Here is a 19629-nt window from a genome sequence, read left to right on the forward strand (position 1 = left end):
TTTTAGAATGATAATATTTTTCCTTACACTGTTATACTCCTTATTCTATGAAGTACATTTATTTCTGTCTTTCACACGACAGAAATGATGTACGATAATTAATGACAGCTATATCATTAATAATATTAATATATAGAATTATAACATTATTTTATAGATCTTATGCTCTATTTGATCAAAATTAACACTAGGTAAATATACTTACTGATTGTCCATTAGAAGATATGATTATGAGGTCAGCTCTTGATTCATGACCTCAAGTAGCAATACCTACGCCTCAAGCCATTGTATCGGCAGTCGGTTATGCCCCATCCATACTCCCGAGGCTTTTGGTACATCCTATATAATGGATGTATTCTTGCTGTTTTTTCAAATTATACCTTACACATTAAGCACTACACCACCACACAAAACAGCACACTCGCCAAGTGAGTGTGCTTATAAATTATTACCAAATCTTTAATCTGGTCTCTATTGGTAAACGGTCAGTAATTTATTTTCATATGATAATATATTTAACTCTTAACATTAAAAGCCTAATGTCCACTTTATTAAACACAGATGAATTCTACGCATTTATTCGAATATTCCATTACAAGATTGCTAACCACTTCAGATTCCTCAATTCTTCACCGGATGCCGGTAAACATACTCAGGAAAGTCCGTAATGATACCATCAACCTCAAGTTCAAATAAGTTATCTGCTTGCTCCTGAGTTCGTACAGTGTAAGCGTAAATTTCCATCCCAGCGAGATGAACACGGTCAACCAGATCTTCTGTGACAATATTCATATTTGGATTGAAAAAATCAGCATATGTTGCAAATTGTGCTAGCTGTTCATCCGTAACATCCGCCCATGTTAATCCAGCAAGAACCCCATGTGGGATATTTGGCAGAAGTTGCTTTGATAGCTGTACCGATTCATGATTGAATGACTGAATAATAATTTTACCGTTACTAGGCTTGTGCATATTACGCTCGATCAGAGCCTCAGCAACTTTTTCTTCCATGCCTGGATATAATTCAGGAGATTTTAATTCTATTAATATTCCTATCTTTCCGCGATATTCATCTATTATTTCCTCAAAAGTAGGAACCCGTTCACCTGCAAATTCCTCTCCGAACCAGCTGCCTGCATCCAATTGCTGAATTTCTTCTAGAGTATAATCTCCAACAAATCCATTACCATTGGTTGTACGATTTACGGTTGTATCATGAATAGCTACTAACCTTCCATCTCGTGTCATTTGAACATCAATTTCTATAAAATCAGCTTTCATTTCGAATGCCTTTTCAAATGCAGCCATTGTATTTTCTGATGCATGTCCTGAAGCACCGCGATGTGCAACATTAACCATTTCGCTTTTTCCATTCGATGCGAATACAGGAACTGCAAAAATAAACATAAAGAATATTGCCGACAATGCTAAAACCGTAAATTTTCGTATCATGAGCTGAATCTCTCCCTTTACCCGTATTTGTCTTTAATTATAGAGAAAATCTATTAAATGACTGTAAATTGCATGATAAAGAAATGTATGGAAATGCAAGATATTTGTAATGCTTCTAAAGACCTTCATAAAATCCCTTACAGCAAAAAGAGGCATAAAAAAGAGAGAACGATTTGTCCTCCCTTTTCGTTTCTTATTTAACTTTCCGGAATGGCTTCAGCCGGAGCTAAATAATTCTGTGCCATACGGGCAGCACTCTCCGCTTCAATATATCCCCATACATCATCTAGTGTTGGGTGAGAAGTTGCTTTTAGAATACTCTTAATATCATTTGGACTGAGACTCGGATTAGCCTCTAGCATTAGGGCAATGATACCCGCACAAATCGGAGTTGCCATCGATGTACCAGACAACTGAATATAGTTTTCGTCAATAACCATCTCCGGCAATTCAGATTCAAGCGCCGATCCCGGAGCTAGCAAGGAAATAATATTTGTACCTGGTGCATAAATGTCCGGTTTAACGAACGTATCAATTGTAGGGCCTCTACTAGAATAATCTGCTATCACATCATCTGCGCGCTCTAATGTGTTCTGATCATCCGTTGATCCAACTGTAATAATAAATGGGTCGATTGCAGGAGTGCTGATAGTTGCTGCAGAAGGCCCACTGTTTCCAGCAGCAGCACATACAACAATTCCTTCATGCCACGCAGATTGAGCAGCTAATGCTAATGGATCATCCCTGAACGATTCATAAGCAGGAGCTCCAAGTGAGAGTGAGATTATACGGATATTATGCTCCTCTTTATGATCGATGCACCATTCCAAGCCTTCAATAATGGTGGATAATCTCCCACTCCCTTGTTCATCTAAAACTTTTATTCCAATGAGTGAGGCTTCTGGTGCTGTCCCCACGTATTTTCCATTAGAGAGGCTTCCATTTCCAGCAGCGTCACCAGCACAATGGGTGCCATGTCCATTATCATCATAGGCTTCACTTTCACCGTTTATTAAATCTTGAAAAGCTATTATTCGATTTTCTGGATTGGTCAAGTCTTCATGTGGATGGATACCAGTATCAATTACAGCAATCGTAACGCCCTTCCCAGTTAACCCAAGCTGCTCTCTAACTTTCACAGCTCCTGTTTGCTCACAGGCAATATCCATAAAGGAAGTTACAATCCGATCATAAAAAATCCGATCTACTGCTTCATGATCTTTAATTTCTTTTATCCTATCTGGTGTTAAATGTCCTTGCATCGCATTTATACTTCGGAGTTCTCTACCTAGTTTGTTATGGGAGTCAGCATTGCATACTTTCAAGAGGTCGTCTTTTTTCCCTTGATCACAATTCTTTTTCAAATAAACGATAATGGGGATTTCCTTGTTGTCAGTTTCCTGTTTGGGTACTTTTCGAGAATTTCGTAATTGTTCCACTAAGCCAGGGTCAAGTTTACGTTCGGCATCTTCGAACCACACTTTTTTCCGATCGCTCATCTTACTCCTCCTCGTAAAAATGTTTTTTACCTCATTAATAGATTATCAGCGAAAAACAACTAAAACAATCAGACAAGTTTACTATTTTTGGAAAATTAAGATAAAAATCTAGTAATTTTGTTGGTAGTTTGAATAATACGAAGGGAGATACAAGCAAATATCAGCAGTTTATTTCCCTGCTTCTTTAAACTAGTACTCTTCTATAATGAACAAATAAAACCAAAACCTCTATCAGCGGAAATCTAAAAAATTTTCCACCAATTGAAGTTTTGGTCAAGGTCACATTATCTTACTTATCTTTGCGAATCATTTTCAATAGCCCAGGAATTTGATGTGGTGCTTTCGTATCTTTAGCAAACTCTTCTTCTATAATATCCCACCAACCATACATTTCTAGATATACTAAGTCGAATAACATAATCCCATGTGTGTTATCTTCTAATGTACGGATTGCTTTTCGGAATTGTTCTGGGTCACCTTCATATTGTTGAAGATAGAGAGAACCATATACTGGTGCAGCATAATCTACTACTTCCATTACGAGCTGTGCAGACCCTTCGACACTATACCAATACGGCAAGTCGGAAGCATCCGATTCTTCAATACTTACATCATAATAGTAATTACCGGTCATGAGGAAGTCGAGATATTCAGCATAACCAGTTTTATTGTAGTCTTCGCTAGCCCAATCATACTCTGGCTTGTAATCTTTGCTTGCCCAGTTTACCCCTTCATTATAGTAGAGTGGATACCAAGAACCAACATAGGTGGTAAACAATAAATCATCGTCATAAGAATGAATGAGATCTTCTGCATCTTTGAAGAAAGATTGGATATTATGTGCACGGAATTCAACCCATTCTTTATATAACGGTCCTTCAACGATTATCTGCTCTGTTCCATCTAACTGGATTTCATAGATGTCTTCTGGCCAATTAGTCACTTCCTCGCCAATATATTTTTCAAATTGCTCACGACTTAAATCACTAAAGTCAGCATGTTCATTCGAATATCTTGCTCTGTCAAGCACAATACCATCTAAATCATAGTTCGTAATTAGCTCTTCTATAATACTCAATTCATAGTTACGAACATCTTCCTGGATTGGATTTACAAACACTGAAGAAGAAGGATATTCTGAAGCTGGTATAATCCTCGTTTCAGACTCTTCATGTGCAACTGGATCACCAACCTTCAGATTTTCCAATACCCAAGTTCTTGCTTTTCCATGGGCAGATAACACGACACCATTTTCCGGAATTTCTAAAGCCTCTCCATTCGTAGCCACTCTGTCTTCGATTTGAGAGATTACGCCATCAACAACTTGAACTTCAACTCCCCAGCGATTAGAAGGGGAAACATCATATTTATCAGGAGTAAATAAAATAATTTGGTTTTCCCCTCTTTCTGTATTCACCCCATCTAATGGCACTGTCGCTCCATTTTTTGCCTCAACGATTTGTACGGCCGTATAGAATTGGGATTGCCATTCCGGATGATCAAAAGCTGGACCATCTTTATACGTGTTGTTTCCTTCTGAGAAAACATTGATATTCGCTAAAACTTCCAAACCGTACTTATCTGCTTCATCAAGAACTGTTTCCAGTAAATCATAGCCAGCTGGAAAATCGCCATAGTCGGCAATCTCCGCTGTACTCATATGTGGCGCAATATCACTGTCATAGCCGACGAAACCAGTATAATTCTTCACATCTAAAACAATGGTGTCGATATTCGCATTCGCTGTTTTTTCCACAATATTTGCTACCTTTTCAGGTGTATCTAGGTTGTGAATGTTTGCAGATAAATCATACCAAAGCACACGCCCTTTAATGTTTTCATTTTTTACAAGATTAGAAAGGACCTTCTCAAGGCCTCTCCCAGGTGCTGCTTGAATTGGGGTTGCTAACGTCAAAAACAAAACAATAGTCAGTAACATACTAAACCATTTTCTCATTTTCTTTACCTCCAAAAAAATTTATTAGCAACCTATTACGTTGATGGATGTTTTCTATTTATTTATCTCTATACAAACGACAAAACAAGCGAATACATCACCTCCTTTAAAGATGTAACCCGTTTGCAGTTCGAGCTGAGCATCACGCCAGGCCAAACTCCAAGAAACAAACTAAGAAGTAAAAAGGAAAAACTCTAACGCATTCATTAAATCCGACTTCCAAAAACGCCATTCATGCTTCTCTTCCTGCTCGGAATATACAATCCGTGCACCTTTTTTCACTAACATTTCGTGTAATTCTCGATTTCGAGTCAAAATATATAAGTTTTCATTTGTAAGCAACGAAACATATTCATCTTCGTATTTTCCAACAGTTTGATAAACGCGCCATTGCACATGCTTTAATTGTTCTACCATTTCAATATCCTTTTCGGAAACAGCTGCCGATTGCAACAAGAGATGTGTCCATGTCTCTGGACTCATTCCTGCAATGTTTAGCGATATATTTGCTGCTAATGAATCCCCTAGAAGACCACGACGGACTATCTTCCTACCGATTTCTACTTCCACTTCTGGTAAAAATTCTTCTGTCATAAAGGTGAGGTATTGTTTAAATTTTTTTCCCTTATGATGGTAGGCGTTCCACCTGTCCATCGAATTCCCTGGGTGCACAAGTATAAAAACTAACTTCCTAGCAATCTCTGGTTGTTTTTCCAATAAATTTTGGAATGCATTCTCTAATTCTCCAAGTTCTAAATAATCTTTTCCGTCCTGAACATATAGAAGATAAGCTTCCTCTGTTTCCTCGTCTGAAGTTAAAACGCAGTATTCATAATCTTGTTTTAATATATTGCTATGAAAGGTTTTTTTCGTTCGATTCAACAACGTATAATATCCTTTCTTTTTTAGAATTCCATCTCATCTGGCCAGTGTAGCTCGATACCTTTTTCGATTAATAACTGTTGATAAGCTTGTAAATGTTTCGAGTTTTGTCTAACTTCCTTTGGTTCAACCTCATTTGCAATGGCGTAAGCGGCTAAATATCCGACTGCCTCCCCAATATTCCATTCAGTAGGATGCAGTCTGTAACATCCATTGGTAATTTGCGTGGTTCCAATATTTTTACATGCTGGCAGTAGATTTGTTACGCGCAATGGAATCAATGCACCAAGCGGTATTTCATAGGGATAGGTAGGAATATAAAACGTGCGATTTGAGACAGTCGTATGGTGTAAATCAAGGTGATAGCTTCCTACGCCAACACTATCCGGATAGGTGCGAATGCTTTCCCGTAAATCTTTACTAACATCATTCTCTGTTATCGTATATTGCGCCTTTATTCTCCGCGACTCGCGAATATAAGGATATTTAGCAAGTCCGTCGTCCGTTCCCAAAACATCCATACGTAATCGTAAGCCTGGATAACCCTTCCCACCATCCAATCTTGGAGCCTCGGTTTGCAACCAATATAAAAGAGACAGACTTAGCTGCTTTGCGCCTTTTAAATGCTTTTCTCGCTCCTCTTCCGTAACATCAATAATCGAACCTAAAAAATAATCATTTTGCGGCCAATTTATTAGTGACACATCACCGTCATATATTGAATCTATTAAATGCGTAACGTCTAGTACCCTTCGATAAGTAAAAAGAGCTGGAATATCCTGTTCGTTAGGAAACAACGTGAACTTCTTCATCGTACTTGTATCCAAAGAATTCACGGCATACCAACTAAGTAATGGCCATTTCGAATAACTCGGAATATAGCGTTTCCAAAAATCATACTGGTCGGGTTTCTCAATAATACTATTCCTTTCTTTTAGGTAGTCGACTGCAAGTACATGTGTAACAGCCTGTACATCTTTTGAATCTGCCTGTAAAGGAGCATGCGGCTCGCCCGTTTCCTTCTGGGACTCAGCACCAATCACGTATTCTACCCCTGCAAGCGGAAGGACGTCGCCACACTCCGTAGCATCTAAAAAGTAGTTTCCAGTAAGTTCTGCCAGCTCTCCTTTTACATTATCTCGAATAACTACAGATTCTATTACTTCGCTACTTGTTTGGACATCAATAGGTTTATGGTTTAACAGGATACGAAGTTTTCCACTGTTTACATAAGGTGCTAACATATCCTCAAGTACCTGTAAAGCAACTTTTGGTTCATGTGAAAGACGACTAACCCATGCATTTCCGGGATTCAATCGTTCTTCCTTCATCGCCTTTTCTGTTAAGGCATAGTTCTGTTTATAATAATCTCGTACACGATTTCTAAAATGACGATAAGTAGTCGTACAACCGAACTCCTCAATCCAAGGATGCTCATCAGGCGGGACCGCTTGGCTTGTCAATTGGCCGCCGATCCAATCGGTTTCCTCCGTTAACATAACGGATAACCCCATTTTTGCTACCGACAATGCCGCAATGCATCCACCAAGACTCCCGCCGACAACGATGACGTCTGCCGCTTCCTTCCTCATCCCGTCAACTCCTTCCTTTTACAATTGATTGACTTGTAATTAAATCGTTTTCGTTTCCAGTTCAATACCGCATTCAAACATCCGATTCCACGGTGCATACGTTTTTAGCATTGCAATTTCGAATCCTTTAAAGCTATTCATCAATAAGTCGTTATAACGTTTCCATAAACGCTTATCTCGTTCTGCATTCACAAGGCTTGCTTTATCTTCTAAATCAAAATACGATAAATGATGTGTGGCAAGAAAATCTGCTAGCATCTCCATACGAATTTCGGCTTGATAAAAATAATCATCTAACAAATGATAAATTAAGTTTTGTTGGATTACAGTTTGGTCGCCATCCATCCCAATGACTCCTTGGGCAATCGTTGTACCAAGCGTATTACAATTTGTATTCCAGCCTTTATAAGAAAGTAATTTATCTAAAATTCCAGCTTCATCTAACAGTGTAATAAGCTGAGAATCACCACCATTTGCATATGCAGAATCTGCTACAACCACTTTTTTGCCTTCCTTTACATAAGAGGCAATCTGATCCACGAAATGCAATAAATCACGAAAGCTAGAATACGTTATGTCCTTCTTACCTTGGTCCCAAGCTTCTTGCATCACGCGACCTGGTGTATTATAGGCGAGAATTATATCCGCTTCTTCAGCTTGATCAACCAGCTGACAACCACTAGCTAAAACATGTGCCTTGAGACTCTCGGCAAAAGGGCGATCCTCATACATTGGAATAATCTGAGGACCTAATATGCTGCTCCAAATCGGATAAATTCTTGGCCTCTTCTGATAATGGGTATTATAAATTCGAGTGAGCAGGGTTGCACCAACCTCATCTGCACCGGGATAAATATGAACGTCGTTATAAAGCCTGAGCTGTTCACGTTTTACTGCGACAATAGCTTGGTCCCTTGCGGTGTAACCATATTCCGCACTATCATCCTGTGGAATTGCAAGAAAACTAATAACTCCCTCTTTAACTAATTCCAACATAGATTGATTGATATGCAGGTTAAAGCTTCGGCGATTTTCATAATCCTCCACATATTGCTTTGGGAGATTTTGCTGTATTGCTATAAGTTCAGCTGTTTCATCATCCGTTAATCCACTAACATTTTGCTTGTCTTCCAAATAAGCATGCAGGAAAATTTCTCTTCCCCACTCCTCATAATAGGTGGGCTCCTCATCACTAGAGCTATACTTAGGAGTGCGCATAATCATGTTAGATGCATAGATAGGTAATGCCGGATACTGTTGATGGAAACTTCGTAACCTTTCTATCCATTTCTCGACGGTTCCATCCGACAAATAATGAATACGAGACGGAAGTAATCCACCATAGACAAGCATATCGATACTAAGAATAATTGCATCCACCTCAGGAGCTGCACGCTGTATCCATTGCCACATCCCATCTGTATCGGCAGGTTGCTTTTTAAACCCAAACAGTACCTTAGGGGGTAACAATAAATCAATATCCTTCGCTGTAGCTGCGATTCGTTCTACAACATGTGTATTACAAGGTCGTTCGTCAATTGGAGTATAGATGATTTTCATTTACACACCTCTTTATTACATAACTTTCGTTTTTTTCAATGTTTGTATTTCCTTTAAAAAAGTATCAAGTAAATAAAATAAGGATACTTCACTAATCGAATGAGTAACTTTTCCTACGTCATTGCCGGAAGGGATAAAAAACGTAATATCTGCTCTTTCTGTTATCGGTGAATCCTGCTGGCTAGTAATTCCAATCGTTGTTGCATTACACTTCCTAGCAGCTTCAAGCATTTTTAGTACATTTGCGTTAAATCCTGAAATACTTAATCCCACTGCTAAGCAGTGCTGATCCAGCAAGTGAACTGAGCGATCCATTTGATAGCGATTGGAAAAAACGTCAACAGGTATGTGAAGTTCCATCATTTTATACTTGAGTTGATTCATAACATATTCCATTTCTTCAGATCCGTATAAAATAATGCGTTTCGCAAGCCTAAGCTGTGATCCAATTTCCCCAAAATCAACTGATTGGTTTAACGTATCGATTTTGTTCAAGATGTTAATATAGTCTTCTTTAATCTCTACTTGACTGGAATTCTCTGTTTTATCGTGAAGCCTTGTTCCAATCGTTGCTTCTTTTGCCATCATACGCAGCTGATTGTAGGAACCAATTTCAAGCTTCTTGCAAAATCTCGTAATCATCGATTCAGAAACATTGATTTTGTCGGCCATGTGAGAAATGGTATGATTAGGTACGTCGCTTAAATTCATCGTTACATATTTGGCTATGGCAGCTTCGCCCTTGGTTAATTTATGTTTATTTGATTCAATCATCGTCGTAATCCGATTAAAAGGTTGCAAGGATTCTTGAAGTAGGAAATGCCGTAATGCACCAACCATTCCTGCATCATTTAAATTCCCCGCAATTTCAATTTTCGTTTTATCTAGTAGTGCAGGTATAAGATCCTTCTTTAATTGCTTCATAATAAGCGGATAAAGATATTCCTTTTGATTGGTTATTCCTCCACCAATCACAATCATTTCTGGATTCATCATATAGGCAATCGTTGCCATCCCCTTTGATAAGTAATACACAAGCTGATTGATTTCTCTTATGCAAACCTCGTCTCCACTCAATGCTAATTTAAATATTTCCTTCCCATTAAGCTTATCCTCAGCAAAGCCTTTTTGCTTAGCCACATTTTTTACGAGAGTTCTTGTTGAAGCAAGTTCCTCAAATTGACTTCCTTCAATTGGAATATAACCAATCTCTCCACCACTATAGCTATGACCACTGTGCAGCTTATTGTCGATAACATAACTCCCGCCAATTCCTGTACCAATTGTGAGGCAGAACATGCTTTTAACATCTTTTCCTTTTCCAATCCAAGATTCTGCTAATCCCACACAATTTACATCGTTCTCCACTTCCACCTGTAATTGAAAATAAGTTTCCAACTCTTTTTTGATTTGCATTCCGGTATAATTTGGAATGAGGGAAGAGGCATATAGTATTTCCCCTTTTTTAGAATCCACCTGGCCAGCCGTGCTAATGCAGATTCCAGCAATAAGATAGGATTGAAGCAGTTCATCCCCAATCTTTTTTACTTTATTGATCACTTCTAATCCTCCTAAATCTGCCTCGGTAGGGACTTCATTTTTATAAATAATACTGCCATTCTCTTTGAGAACACTGTATTTGATTAACGTGCCACCTATGTCAAATGCGATAAATTCTCTCATTGTACCTCTCCTTACAAACTCGGATCACGTTATAGTGATCTGGCCAAATTTTAATTGTGCACTTATCCCTTAACTGCTCCATCCGTTTGTCCGGAAATAAAGTATTTTTGTAACCAAATAAAGATGAGCAGACTAGGTATCGTCGTTAAGATGGAAGCAGCACTTATTAATTTTAAATTACCCCCATCAAAGTTTTGTGACATTTGTGCTAACGCAATTGATAATGTATACATGCTGCTTTCTGTCGTGTTGATGAGAGGCCATAAGTAATCTCCCCATGTAAAGGTAAACGTATAGATTGCTAGCGATATTAACGTCGGTTTCACAAGCGGCATAGCAACCTTCCACCATACTTGAAAACGATTCGCACCATCCAGATACGCAGATTCCTCCAATTCTTTAGGTACAGTCAAGAATGCTTGGCGCATAAAATAAATACCAAATGCAGTCGAAACCTGCAGCACAGCTAAACCTACATAACTGTTTCGCAACCCAAGCTCACCTGCGATTTGAAATAGAGGTGCCATATATAATTGGAAAGGAACGGTCATCGTAGAGATGATAAGCGTAAGAACAATACTTCTTCCTTTAAAATTCATTCGGGCAAGTGCATACCCAGCCATACTGCTGAATAGTAAGTTAAACGGTACTGCAATGCCAGTTACGATGACAGTGTTTAAAAGGTAGCGTAAGAAATCAGTCTTATAAAATGCATCAACAAAATTTGAAAACGTTGGATTAGCAGGTAATATTCCATCATAGATTCCTTGTGTTGCAGGCTTTAATGCAATAAATAACGTATATAAAAACGGACCAACCGTTACAACACAAATTGCGAGCATGACAATATAGAGGATAATTTTCTTTGTTTGTGTCTTTGCTTTCACTTTCTTTCAGCTCCTTTTAGAGGTTGTTCAAAAAGTCCGGTAAAAATGACACTTCGAATTTCCTCGTTGGCGAAATAGGAACTTCTACTAAGAGCGCCCACGTCCTGTGGGCAACGTAGAAGTCAGCACATCCTGTGCAAGCCCGTTCCTCACGTATTAAGGGATTCAATGAACTTCTGTTAAAACCGTCCACGTCCTGTGGACAATACAGAAGTCACCACATCCTGTGAAAGCCCGGTACTCAAAGCTTCGCCGCCTTGAACTTCTTGGTCCTTTTTATCCTCCCTTTGAACACACACTTTTCAAGCCTTCAAATCATCTTCCCGACCACTTGTTAGCTTCATTTGAATGAGTGATCCAATAATGGCTAACAGTAATAAGACTAGTCCAGCAGCAGAAGCAATGGACACATCCAAATTCATGAACTTATCGTAAATATACATAACAAGTGTAGTAGTAGCCCCAGCTGGACCACCATTGGTTGTCAGAGCTATTTCTTCAAAGACTTTCAATCCGTTAATAATAGTTAGAACCGAAACCAATGTCATGGAAGGAACCATCATCGGTACCGTAATCTTAAAGAATTGTTGTATGCCATTCGCACCGTCAATACTTGCTGATTCATACACTTGTTTTGGAATAGATTGCAGGTTTGCTAGATACATAATCATATAGTAACCTAGCCCTTTCCAAACGGTAATAAATGCGACCGCGATAAGTGCTGTTGTTGTATTCGTTAAAAAATTCATTGGAGAATCAATTATGCCTAGTTTTACGAAGAAGTTGGATACCGTACCATCCTGGGAATAAAGCATTTTCCACATTAATGCGGCTACGACAATCGGCGTTACAACTGGTAAATAATAAAGCACCCGAAAAGCCCCAACAGCACGTATTTTTTGATTAACTAGAACAGCTAAAATCATCGGAAGAAATATGTTTAAAGGAAGAACAATGGCAACATATAAGATTGTGTTCACAAATGCCATCCAAAACATTTCGTCCGAGAATATCTCTTTAAAATTAGCAAAACCTACAAATTCACTTGTATCTGCAATAATCTTATAATCTAGAAAACTCCATTGAAACGCTTCTATAATTGGTATTGCTAAAAACGTTACTAATATCACAATAGATGGAAGTAAGAATAACCAAGGTGTAATAGCTGCTGTTAGACTCTTTTTGGAGAAAGGATGTCTACTCATTCATATCCCTCCTGAATTTAGAGACTAGCAAGGGCTGCTAGTCTCTTCAGTTTTGTAATGTATTAGAATGTTGGTGTTAAACCAGCCTTTTCAAAGGATGCATCCCATTTTTCTGTGATTTCCTGCAAGGCTTCTTCAGGAGTTATATCTCCTTGGATATTTTTTACAAATGCCATTTTAACTATTTCATAAAGTTCAGAAGAATTTTCTACCGGTGGAATAAGCACCTTCGAACGTTCAAGAGAAGTTGATGCTTCTAACATCCCCAACGCTTTAGGTGAGTCCCCTGGATTCGTAAAATATTCATCCTCCAATGATTCCGTTGTGGAAGGAAGTACCGTTCCAGCAACTTTTGCAAACTCTAATTGATTTTCTGCATTCGTAACAAATTCCGCTAATGCAACTGCCGCATCTGGGTTATCTGTTTTTGATGGAATAGAAAAATTCATAACAGCTACGTTCATTGGCGCATCTAAGGCATTTAATGGTTGACCAGCTTTTGCTGCATTATATACATCTGGTGCACCAGATTCAATCGGTCCCAAGAAGGTTACCCCACTTTCAAGGAGGGATACATTATTAGCCATAAATAGTTCTTGTGCAGTAGAGAAAGATCCTTCCGCATTTTCCTGTGGCATAATCCCTTCTTCATACATTTTTTGTGTTAGCGTAAAGAACTCAAGAATCTCTTCATTTTCAGTTAATAACGCTTTTCCTTCTTCCACAATCGGCTCACCATTCGCTATGGAAATCATCTTTTCGATTACCGTGTCACCTTGGTTGATGATTTGGTAGTAAGAAGGTTTACCTGTTGCATCTGTAATAGCCTTGGCTGTATCATAAATTTCCTGTGTGGTTTGAGGAGTTTCCGTAATTCCAGCTTGTTCGAAATGGTCATTATTGTACCAGCTTACCGTAGTTGTTAAATACCAAGGTAAGGCATATAAGTCTTCTTCAAAATACCCTGCTTCAAAAGGGCCTTCTAAATAGGAATTTTGGACTTCTTCACTTACTAAGTCATTTAACTCTAAAAGCCCACCTTGTGCAGCAATATTAATCATATAACGCGGTGCTAGGTTCACAACGTCTGGAACATCATCACCAGTTAGTGAAGTAAGTACTTTTTGTTCAATTTCATTTTGTGGAATATCTTCTATGATGACATCAACTTCTGGATGCATTTCTTCAAATGCTGCTTCTAAATCAGCAAAATAACTATCAAATGGTTCACCAGCCAATGAAGCAGTCCACATGGTCACTTCCCCTGAAAGTTCACCTGATGATCCAGCGTCTGAAGTAGCATTTCCTTCATCCTCACTACTACAAGCCATTAAGCCAACTAAAAGTAAAGCTGTAACTAATGCAAATGAAAGTCTCTTTTTCATTCTTTTTTCCTCCCTTTTAATTGTGAAAACGGAAATTGCCTCTTTATGAAAGCGTTTCCTTAACCTTTATTTTAATTGTTTGATAATTATATAGCAAGACTTTTCAGAAAAAATTTCTACTTTTTATCCTAATTTGAAAATTATTTCTATTAATTACTGTTTGCCTTCATTCAGATATATACGATATACAACTCTCTCTTACATACATTCTTAAAAAGCAACAATAAAATCAGATGCATGTAGAACTCATGCACCTGATTAGAATAATATTATGAATAACTCTTAATCCTTCACAACCATACCTGATGGATATCCGATATACAGCTGGAATTAAAACTAATTTAACCATTATTGTAAACAGCAGAAGAGATATAATCGCTGTCTCCATTGGCACCTGTTAATCAATTTCCAGTTGCATGCAAGCTGCGTGTACTGTTCGACCGTTTCTGCATCTTTCGTTTTCAAGCGCTGGACCTGGATAATAAGTTCTACTGGGTTTAACAATGGAAAGCTCACAAGATCTTAAACTCTACGAATCCCTTATCGTAACCTGCTTCAGTCGTTCCAACCCTAAATCCTCGTCATTTATTAAAAATCCTTTCTGACAAAACCATGGTAAAGACAAAAAATTCAGCTTCCATCCAATTTTACCAATTAATAATATGAGGCTCGCCAAGTATTTTAATATTTTCATTTTGTTTTGCTTCAGCCAATAGGCTCTCTGAAATATAAATTTCCTTTATATGGAGTGTATTTTTTATTCGAACTAGCCGCACTTTTGATGGATCAAATAAAGCAGATGTTTTTATTCCTGCTTTAACTGCTGATTCTGGAGTATTCATGAACATTGGAAACTTTACCACATCGGTTACAAGACTTGTAAGGGCATTGGCAAATCCTTTATCCCAGGCTGTTTTTTCAAATACTTTTCGAGTGGTTATATCCGCTAGACCTATTCCGTTTGCATTATGATGTGTTTGTTCAGTGAGATCCAAAACTATGATTTTTGAGGTTTTTTGATCTCCTGTTGCGTACGGAGTCGGATATCGCCCGGTGATATGAGGATCCATCCCGCTTCCTGAAATATCTTTTCCGAGCTCGTCCACCACGAGAACATCAATAGGATTAAACATTAATCTCGGCATAAGTGATTTGGCTTCAAGTAACAATTCAGGTTCAACTTCAACTATTTTTTCGGCAGGAACAGCTATAATTTTGGCCGGTCTGTCATACGCATTTTCAATTGTACCAAGCCCAAAGATTATAGGAGCGTTAGCTAAAGTTATTCTAGCCATTGCCGGTACATGTTCGGCCATATATTTGAAACTGTAAGAATGTGCAGCATCCGCCCCTTTTTGTTTGCCAAGACCAATCGTAATCATTTTTGCAAGACCACTCTCATGGGTACCACGAAAGGCAGTATGCGGTTTAATCCTTGCTATAAAGATAATTTTATCCGCCTCGTAAGCATTTTTATCGATATATATTGGTAACCCCTTTGGTAATCTACCTAATTCAACGACATCCATAGTAGATATAATCGGAGCTCCAATGAATTCCTCTATAACTCCCAGTTTCTCTAATACATCCCGTTGACCTTCTGCTGTTGCCCCTCCGTGACTACCCATAGCTGGTACAATAAATGGTAGCCCACCAACTGATTTAACAGCATTAACTACTTCCCTTGTTAAAATAGGAATATCCGCTACACCTCGGCTTCCTACGGCAATTGCAACGCGATCACCTTCTGTAATTCTAGATAGCACCCCTGCTTCCTTAATCGCATCATGTACAGCTTTGTCTACCTCTAAAATCTCGGGAGCGTAAAAATCTTGCTGCACTTTAACCATTCTAGGTAAAGGTATGTCTTTTATTAAGGTTTCAATAACACGCATGCCTGCCACCTCATTATCATTTGATTACTTCTCATAACACCATTCCTATTCGAATGTTTTATTCCTTCTATAGTCCGCGACATCTACAAGCATAGTGAACGACCTCTTCTTATCAACCCTGTTTGTACTTACATGAGAATTCTTTAGACGAATTTTAGTTGACTATTTGAATGCCTTACGTCTAAAACTCTTTTCAGTCATTTCCTGTTTATTCACCCAAAAATGCGGTTGTTCTTTGTTTTTAATTCGGACAATTTCCTTTGCACAATCTATTGACATTTCGTTCATTGCTTCGTTGGTTAATGCGGCTATATGTGGTGTAACTATAATATTATCAAGTTCCCACAAAGAATGATTCAAGCAAGGTGGTTCTTGTTCAAAAACATCTAATGCTGCCCCAGCGATAGACTTTTCTTTTAAAGAGGTTGCTAATACTTCTTCGTCAACCAACCCTCCCCTTGCAGCATTAATTAAAAATGCTGACCGTTTTATCCATCCGATTTTTTCTTTATTAAATAGATGATGGTTGGATGTATTGTAAGGTAAATGCAAGGATATAAAATCGGCTTGTTTAATCAATCTTTCCAAATCATTTTCAATAGAGATATAATCAATCATTGGTTGATCGATATAGGGATCGTATGCAATAACCTTCATCCCGAATCCTAGAGCACATTTTTCGGCTACCAACTTCCCTATATTACCTAAACCTAAGATTCCAAGGACTTTACCCTTTAGCTCTGTTCCGGGTGAAGTATTTCGTATACTAAAATCTCCCTCTCTAACTGCACGATCAACCTTATTTATTTGACGGGAAATGGAGAGTATCAATCCAACTACATGTTCAGCTACGGAATTAATATTAGCAGTTGGTGTATTGGTTACATAGATTTCACGATTCGTGGCTGCTTCTATATCAATGTTATCTAAACCAACACCGTACCGTGCTATAATTTTCAACTTAGTTGCGTTGGCAATTATTTCACTGTTTATTATGTTTGTTCTAAGCACTACCGCATCGTAATGTTGTATGGAACCCTTAAGTTCATCTGTAGTCATCTCCTGTTGCACATCAACTGTACAACCATTGTTTTCCAGATAATCAATACCTGCCTGCGCTATTTTCCTTGGAACTAATACGCTAAATTTCATTTTTCTCCTCCTAATTGCATTTCGTAAATAGTATGAATACACACAAATTACTTATTGGATAATTTACACTTCGGATGAATATACGTAGCTTCCTGATTTTAGGGAAACAATAATCTAAGAAATATACATATCTCCTCTTATTTCATAATTTCATACACCTAAACAACTTTTTATACAAAATGAAAACAGGATAATAAACTGTTCCTGTTTACATCCTGTATAGTTCTTCTAAGAAGCAATTATTCAGATTAGGTATTCAATATCTTGTTTCGAACAAAACTCAAATGTTTGTACATTTGTTTAAAAGCTTCATGGGGATCCCGCTTTTTTAAGGATTCATATATTGCAAGGTGATGTTCCATCGTAATCTCGGGTTCGCGATATTCAATTAAACTATCCGTTTTTTCATGTGTAATAAGAAGTGATGTGATCATACCTTCTAAAACTGGATTATTTGCACTAAGCGCGATAATTCTATGAAATTCTTTATCGTATTTACCATAGTTTGTATGCGCGTTTATTTTAATATCATTGATTGAATTATATAAACGATCCAATTGTTCATCCGTAATTTTTTCAGCCGCTATCGTCACAAGTCCTAATTCTAATGACATACGGGCTTCAAACAGAGCAGGTAAATTATTAATGGAGAGTGAGATCATCGCTGTAAATGGATTACTTCCTACCTTGTCATTTACAAACGTTCCTCCACGGGGTTTGCGAGTAATTATTTCCAATGTTTCAAGCGAACTTAATGCTTCCCGCAACACTGGTCTACTAACATCTAATTGCTTCATTAATTGCATTTCAGGTGGTAGCTTATCACCTGATTTTAATTGCCCACTTACCAAAAGAGCGACAATTTTCTCTAACACTTGCTGTGAAAGTGTACTCCTTTGTACTGTATCGACAAAATAATTTTCCAAATTAGTCATTCCTCCTCAAACACTGCTATCTATATATGTTTTCCAACTAACGAACCCTCTTTATTTTAACATTTTATTATCATTCTCTAACTAAGCAAGGTTTTTTATTATTAAATTCCCATCCAGGAATTAAATATTGCATGGCGATAGCATCGTCACGTCCCCCAAGATTTTGTTCATTATATAATTGATTTGCCTCTTTGATTTTTTCCATATCTACTTCTATACCAAGACCTGGTACTTGTGGCACCTCTATTTTTCCATCGATAATTTGAAAAGGTTGTTTTGTTAATCGTTGTCCATCTTGCCATATCCAATGGGTATCTATCGCTGTAATATGCCCCGGGGCTGAAGCAGCCACATGTGTAAACATCGCGAGTGATATATCAAAATGATTATTTGAATGGGACCCCCAGGTTAATCCCCATTCATTGCACAATTGCGCCACCCTAACTGATCCTTGCATTGTCCAAAAGTGGGGATCAGCAAGTGGTATATCAACCGCATTCAGCTGTATGGCATGTGCCATTTCTCTCCAATCCGTTGCAATCATGTTCGTGGCGGTAGGGATACCTGTCGCACGACGAAATTCTGACATTACCTCACGTGACGAATAGCCACCCTCGGCACCACAAGGATCTTCAGCATATGAAAGAACATCTTGCTGATTTTTACATAGATGAATTGCTTCATTCAATGACCAAGCTCCGTTCGGATCCAATGTGATTCTTGCATTGGGGAAACGTTTGGACAGTGCCTTTACAGCTAATATTTCTTCTTCTCCCTTTAAGACCCCACCTTTTAATTTAAAATCATTAAAGCCATATCGTTCATGTGCAGCTTCAGCAAGAGAAACGATTGCATCAGGGGTTAAAGCCTCTTCATGGCGTATCCTCATCCATTTATCTTTTGAATTGGGATTACTTACGTAGGGAAGATCTGTTTTCCGTTGATCACCGATGTAAAAAAGATACCCTAGCATCTCCACATGTGTTCTTTGTTGTCCATCACCAAGCAGTTCCGAAACTGGAACTCCAAGAAATTTACCCAATAGATCAAGCAAGGCTGCCTCCAGAGCGGTTACTGCATGTATTGTTGTCCTAAGGTCAAATGTTTGAGAACCTCTTCCACCCTCATCCCTAAAAGAGAACATTGTTCGAACAGTATTTAAAATATTATTATAAGCACCAATTGGTTTACCTATTACATAAGGTATTGATTCTTCAAGCGTTTGACGGATCGATTCTCCACCTGGAACTTCACCTACTCCTTTATTCCCATGATTATCTTCTAAAATTACAATGTTGCGCGTAAAAAAAGGACCGTGTGCTCCACTTAAATTCAATAGCATACTGTCATGACCAGCTACTGGAATAACGATCATTTTCTCAATTCGCAATGTATTAATTCTTTTTGGATATTCTGTACTTACCATACAGCATTCCTCCTATATTGTTAAAATTAGTTTTAATAGAAATTATTAAATTTTAAACGCTAATCGTTTATCGAATTCTAAAATATGTATTGCCTTTTGATCAAATGTAAGTGTAAATA

The 19629-nt window shown here is 38.0% G+C and carries 14 protein-coding genes; all 14 read right to left on the reverse strand.

What is annotated here, in order from left to right; genetic code table 11:
• Positions 1–621: 621 nt before the first annotated feature.
• The 14 genes from MHH64_RS19295 to gudD all read right to left on the reverse strand — a co-directional run bounded on the left by MHH64_RS19295 (position 622) and on the right by gudD (position 19510).
• Complete coding sequence (locus MHH64_RS19295) at positions 622–1452, reverse strand: glycerophosphodiester phosphodiesterase family protein (RefSeq protein ID WP_340002238.1); 831 nt, start codon at positions 1450–1452, stop codon at positions 622–624.
• 197 nt (positions 1453–1649) lie between these two features.
• Positions 1650–2951, reverse strand: coding sequence for a S8 family peptidase (locus tag MHH64_RS19300; RefSeq protein WP_303451320.1), 1302 nt, complete (start codon positions 2949–2951; stop codon positions 1650–1652).
• A 289-nt stretch (positions 2952–3240) separates the two neighbouring features.
• Positions 3241–4908, reverse strand: a complete 1668-nt coding sequence (locus MHH64_RS19305; protein WP_340002239.1) for an alpha amylase family protein — start codon at positions 4906–4908, stop codon at positions 3241–3243.
• 171 nt (positions 4909–5079) lie between these two features.
• Entirely contained in the window at positions 5080–5793 is a 714-nt protein-coding gene (locus MHH64_RS19310) for an alpha/beta hydrolase-fold protein (RefSeq protein WP_340002240.1), read from the reverse strand.
• Between the two features lie 20 nt (positions 5794–5813).
• A complete protein-coding gene (locus tag MHH64_RS19315) occupies positions 5814–7382 on the reverse strand; it encodes an FAD-dependent oxidoreductase (RefSeq protein ID WP_340002241.1) in 1569 nt (522 codons plus the stop codon).
• 39 nt (positions 7383–7421) lie between these two features.
• Positions 7422–8942, reverse strand: a complete 1521-nt coding sequence (locus MHH64_RS19320) for a DUF4127 family protein (protein WP_095313894.1) — start codon at positions 8940–8942, stop codon at positions 7422–7424.
• 15 nt (positions 8943–8957) lie between these two features.
• The gene (locus MHH64_RS19325; RefSeq protein WP_340002242.1) at positions 8958–10625 is read right to left on the reverse strand and encodes an ROK family protein; all 1668 of its coding nucleotides are present in this window, start codon (positions 10623–10625) and stop codon (positions 8958–8960) included.
• A 62-nt stretch (positions 10626–10687) separates the two neighbouring features.
• Positions 10688–11512 carry a carbohydrate ABC transporter permease gene (locus tag MHH64_RS19330; RefSeq protein WP_340002243.1) on the reverse strand — a complete coding sequence of 275 codons (825 nt, stop codon included), beginning with the start codon at positions 11510–11512 and terminating at the stop codon, positions 10688–10690.
• A 302-nt stretch (positions 11513–11814) separates the two neighbouring features.
• Positions 11815–12717, reverse strand: a complete 903-nt coding sequence (locus tag MHH64_RS19335) for a sugar ABC transporter permease (protein WP_340002244.1) — start codon at positions 12715–12717, stop codon at positions 11815–11817.
• Positions 12718–12779: 62 nt separating this feature from the next.
• Positions 12780–14102, reverse strand: a complete 1323-nt coding sequence (locus MHH64_RS19340; RefSeq protein ID WP_095313888.1) for an extracellular solute-binding protein — start codon at positions 14100–14102, stop codon at positions 12780–12782.
• 647 nt (positions 14103–14749) lie between these two features.
• Positions 14750–15997 carry a lactate racemase domain-containing protein gene (locus MHH64_RS19345; protein WP_340002245.1) on the reverse strand — a complete coding sequence of 416 codons (1248 nt, stop codon included), beginning with the start codon at positions 15995–15997 and terminating at the stop codon, positions 14750–14752.
• Between the two features lie 162 nt (positions 15998–16159).
• The gene (locus MHH64_RS19350) at positions 16160–17149 is read right to left on the reverse strand and encodes a hydroxyacid dehydrogenase (RefSeq protein ID WP_340002246.1); all 990 of its coding nucleotides are present in this window, start codon (positions 17147–17149) and stop codon (positions 16160–16162) included.
• 248 nt (positions 17150–17397) lie between these two features.
• The gene (locus MHH64_RS19355; protein ID WP_095313884.1) at positions 17398–18084 is read right to left on the reverse strand and encodes a FadR/GntR family transcriptional regulator; all 687 of its coding nucleotides are present in this window, start codon (positions 18082–18084) and stop codon (positions 17398–17400) included.
• 70 nt (positions 18085–18154) lie between these two features.
• Positions 18155–19510, reverse strand: coding sequence for a glucarate dehydratase (gene gudD / locus MHH64_RS19360; protein ID WP_303448710.1), 1356 nt, complete (start codon positions 19508–19510; stop codon positions 18155–18157).
• Positions 19511–19629: the final 119 nt, after the last annotated feature.

Source organism: Oceanobacillus sp. FSL K6-0127 (genome assembly GCF_037983385.1).
Taxonomy (GTDB): Bacteria; Bacillota; Bacilli; order Bacillales; family Amphibacillaceae; genus Oceanobacillus; species Oceanobacillus profundus.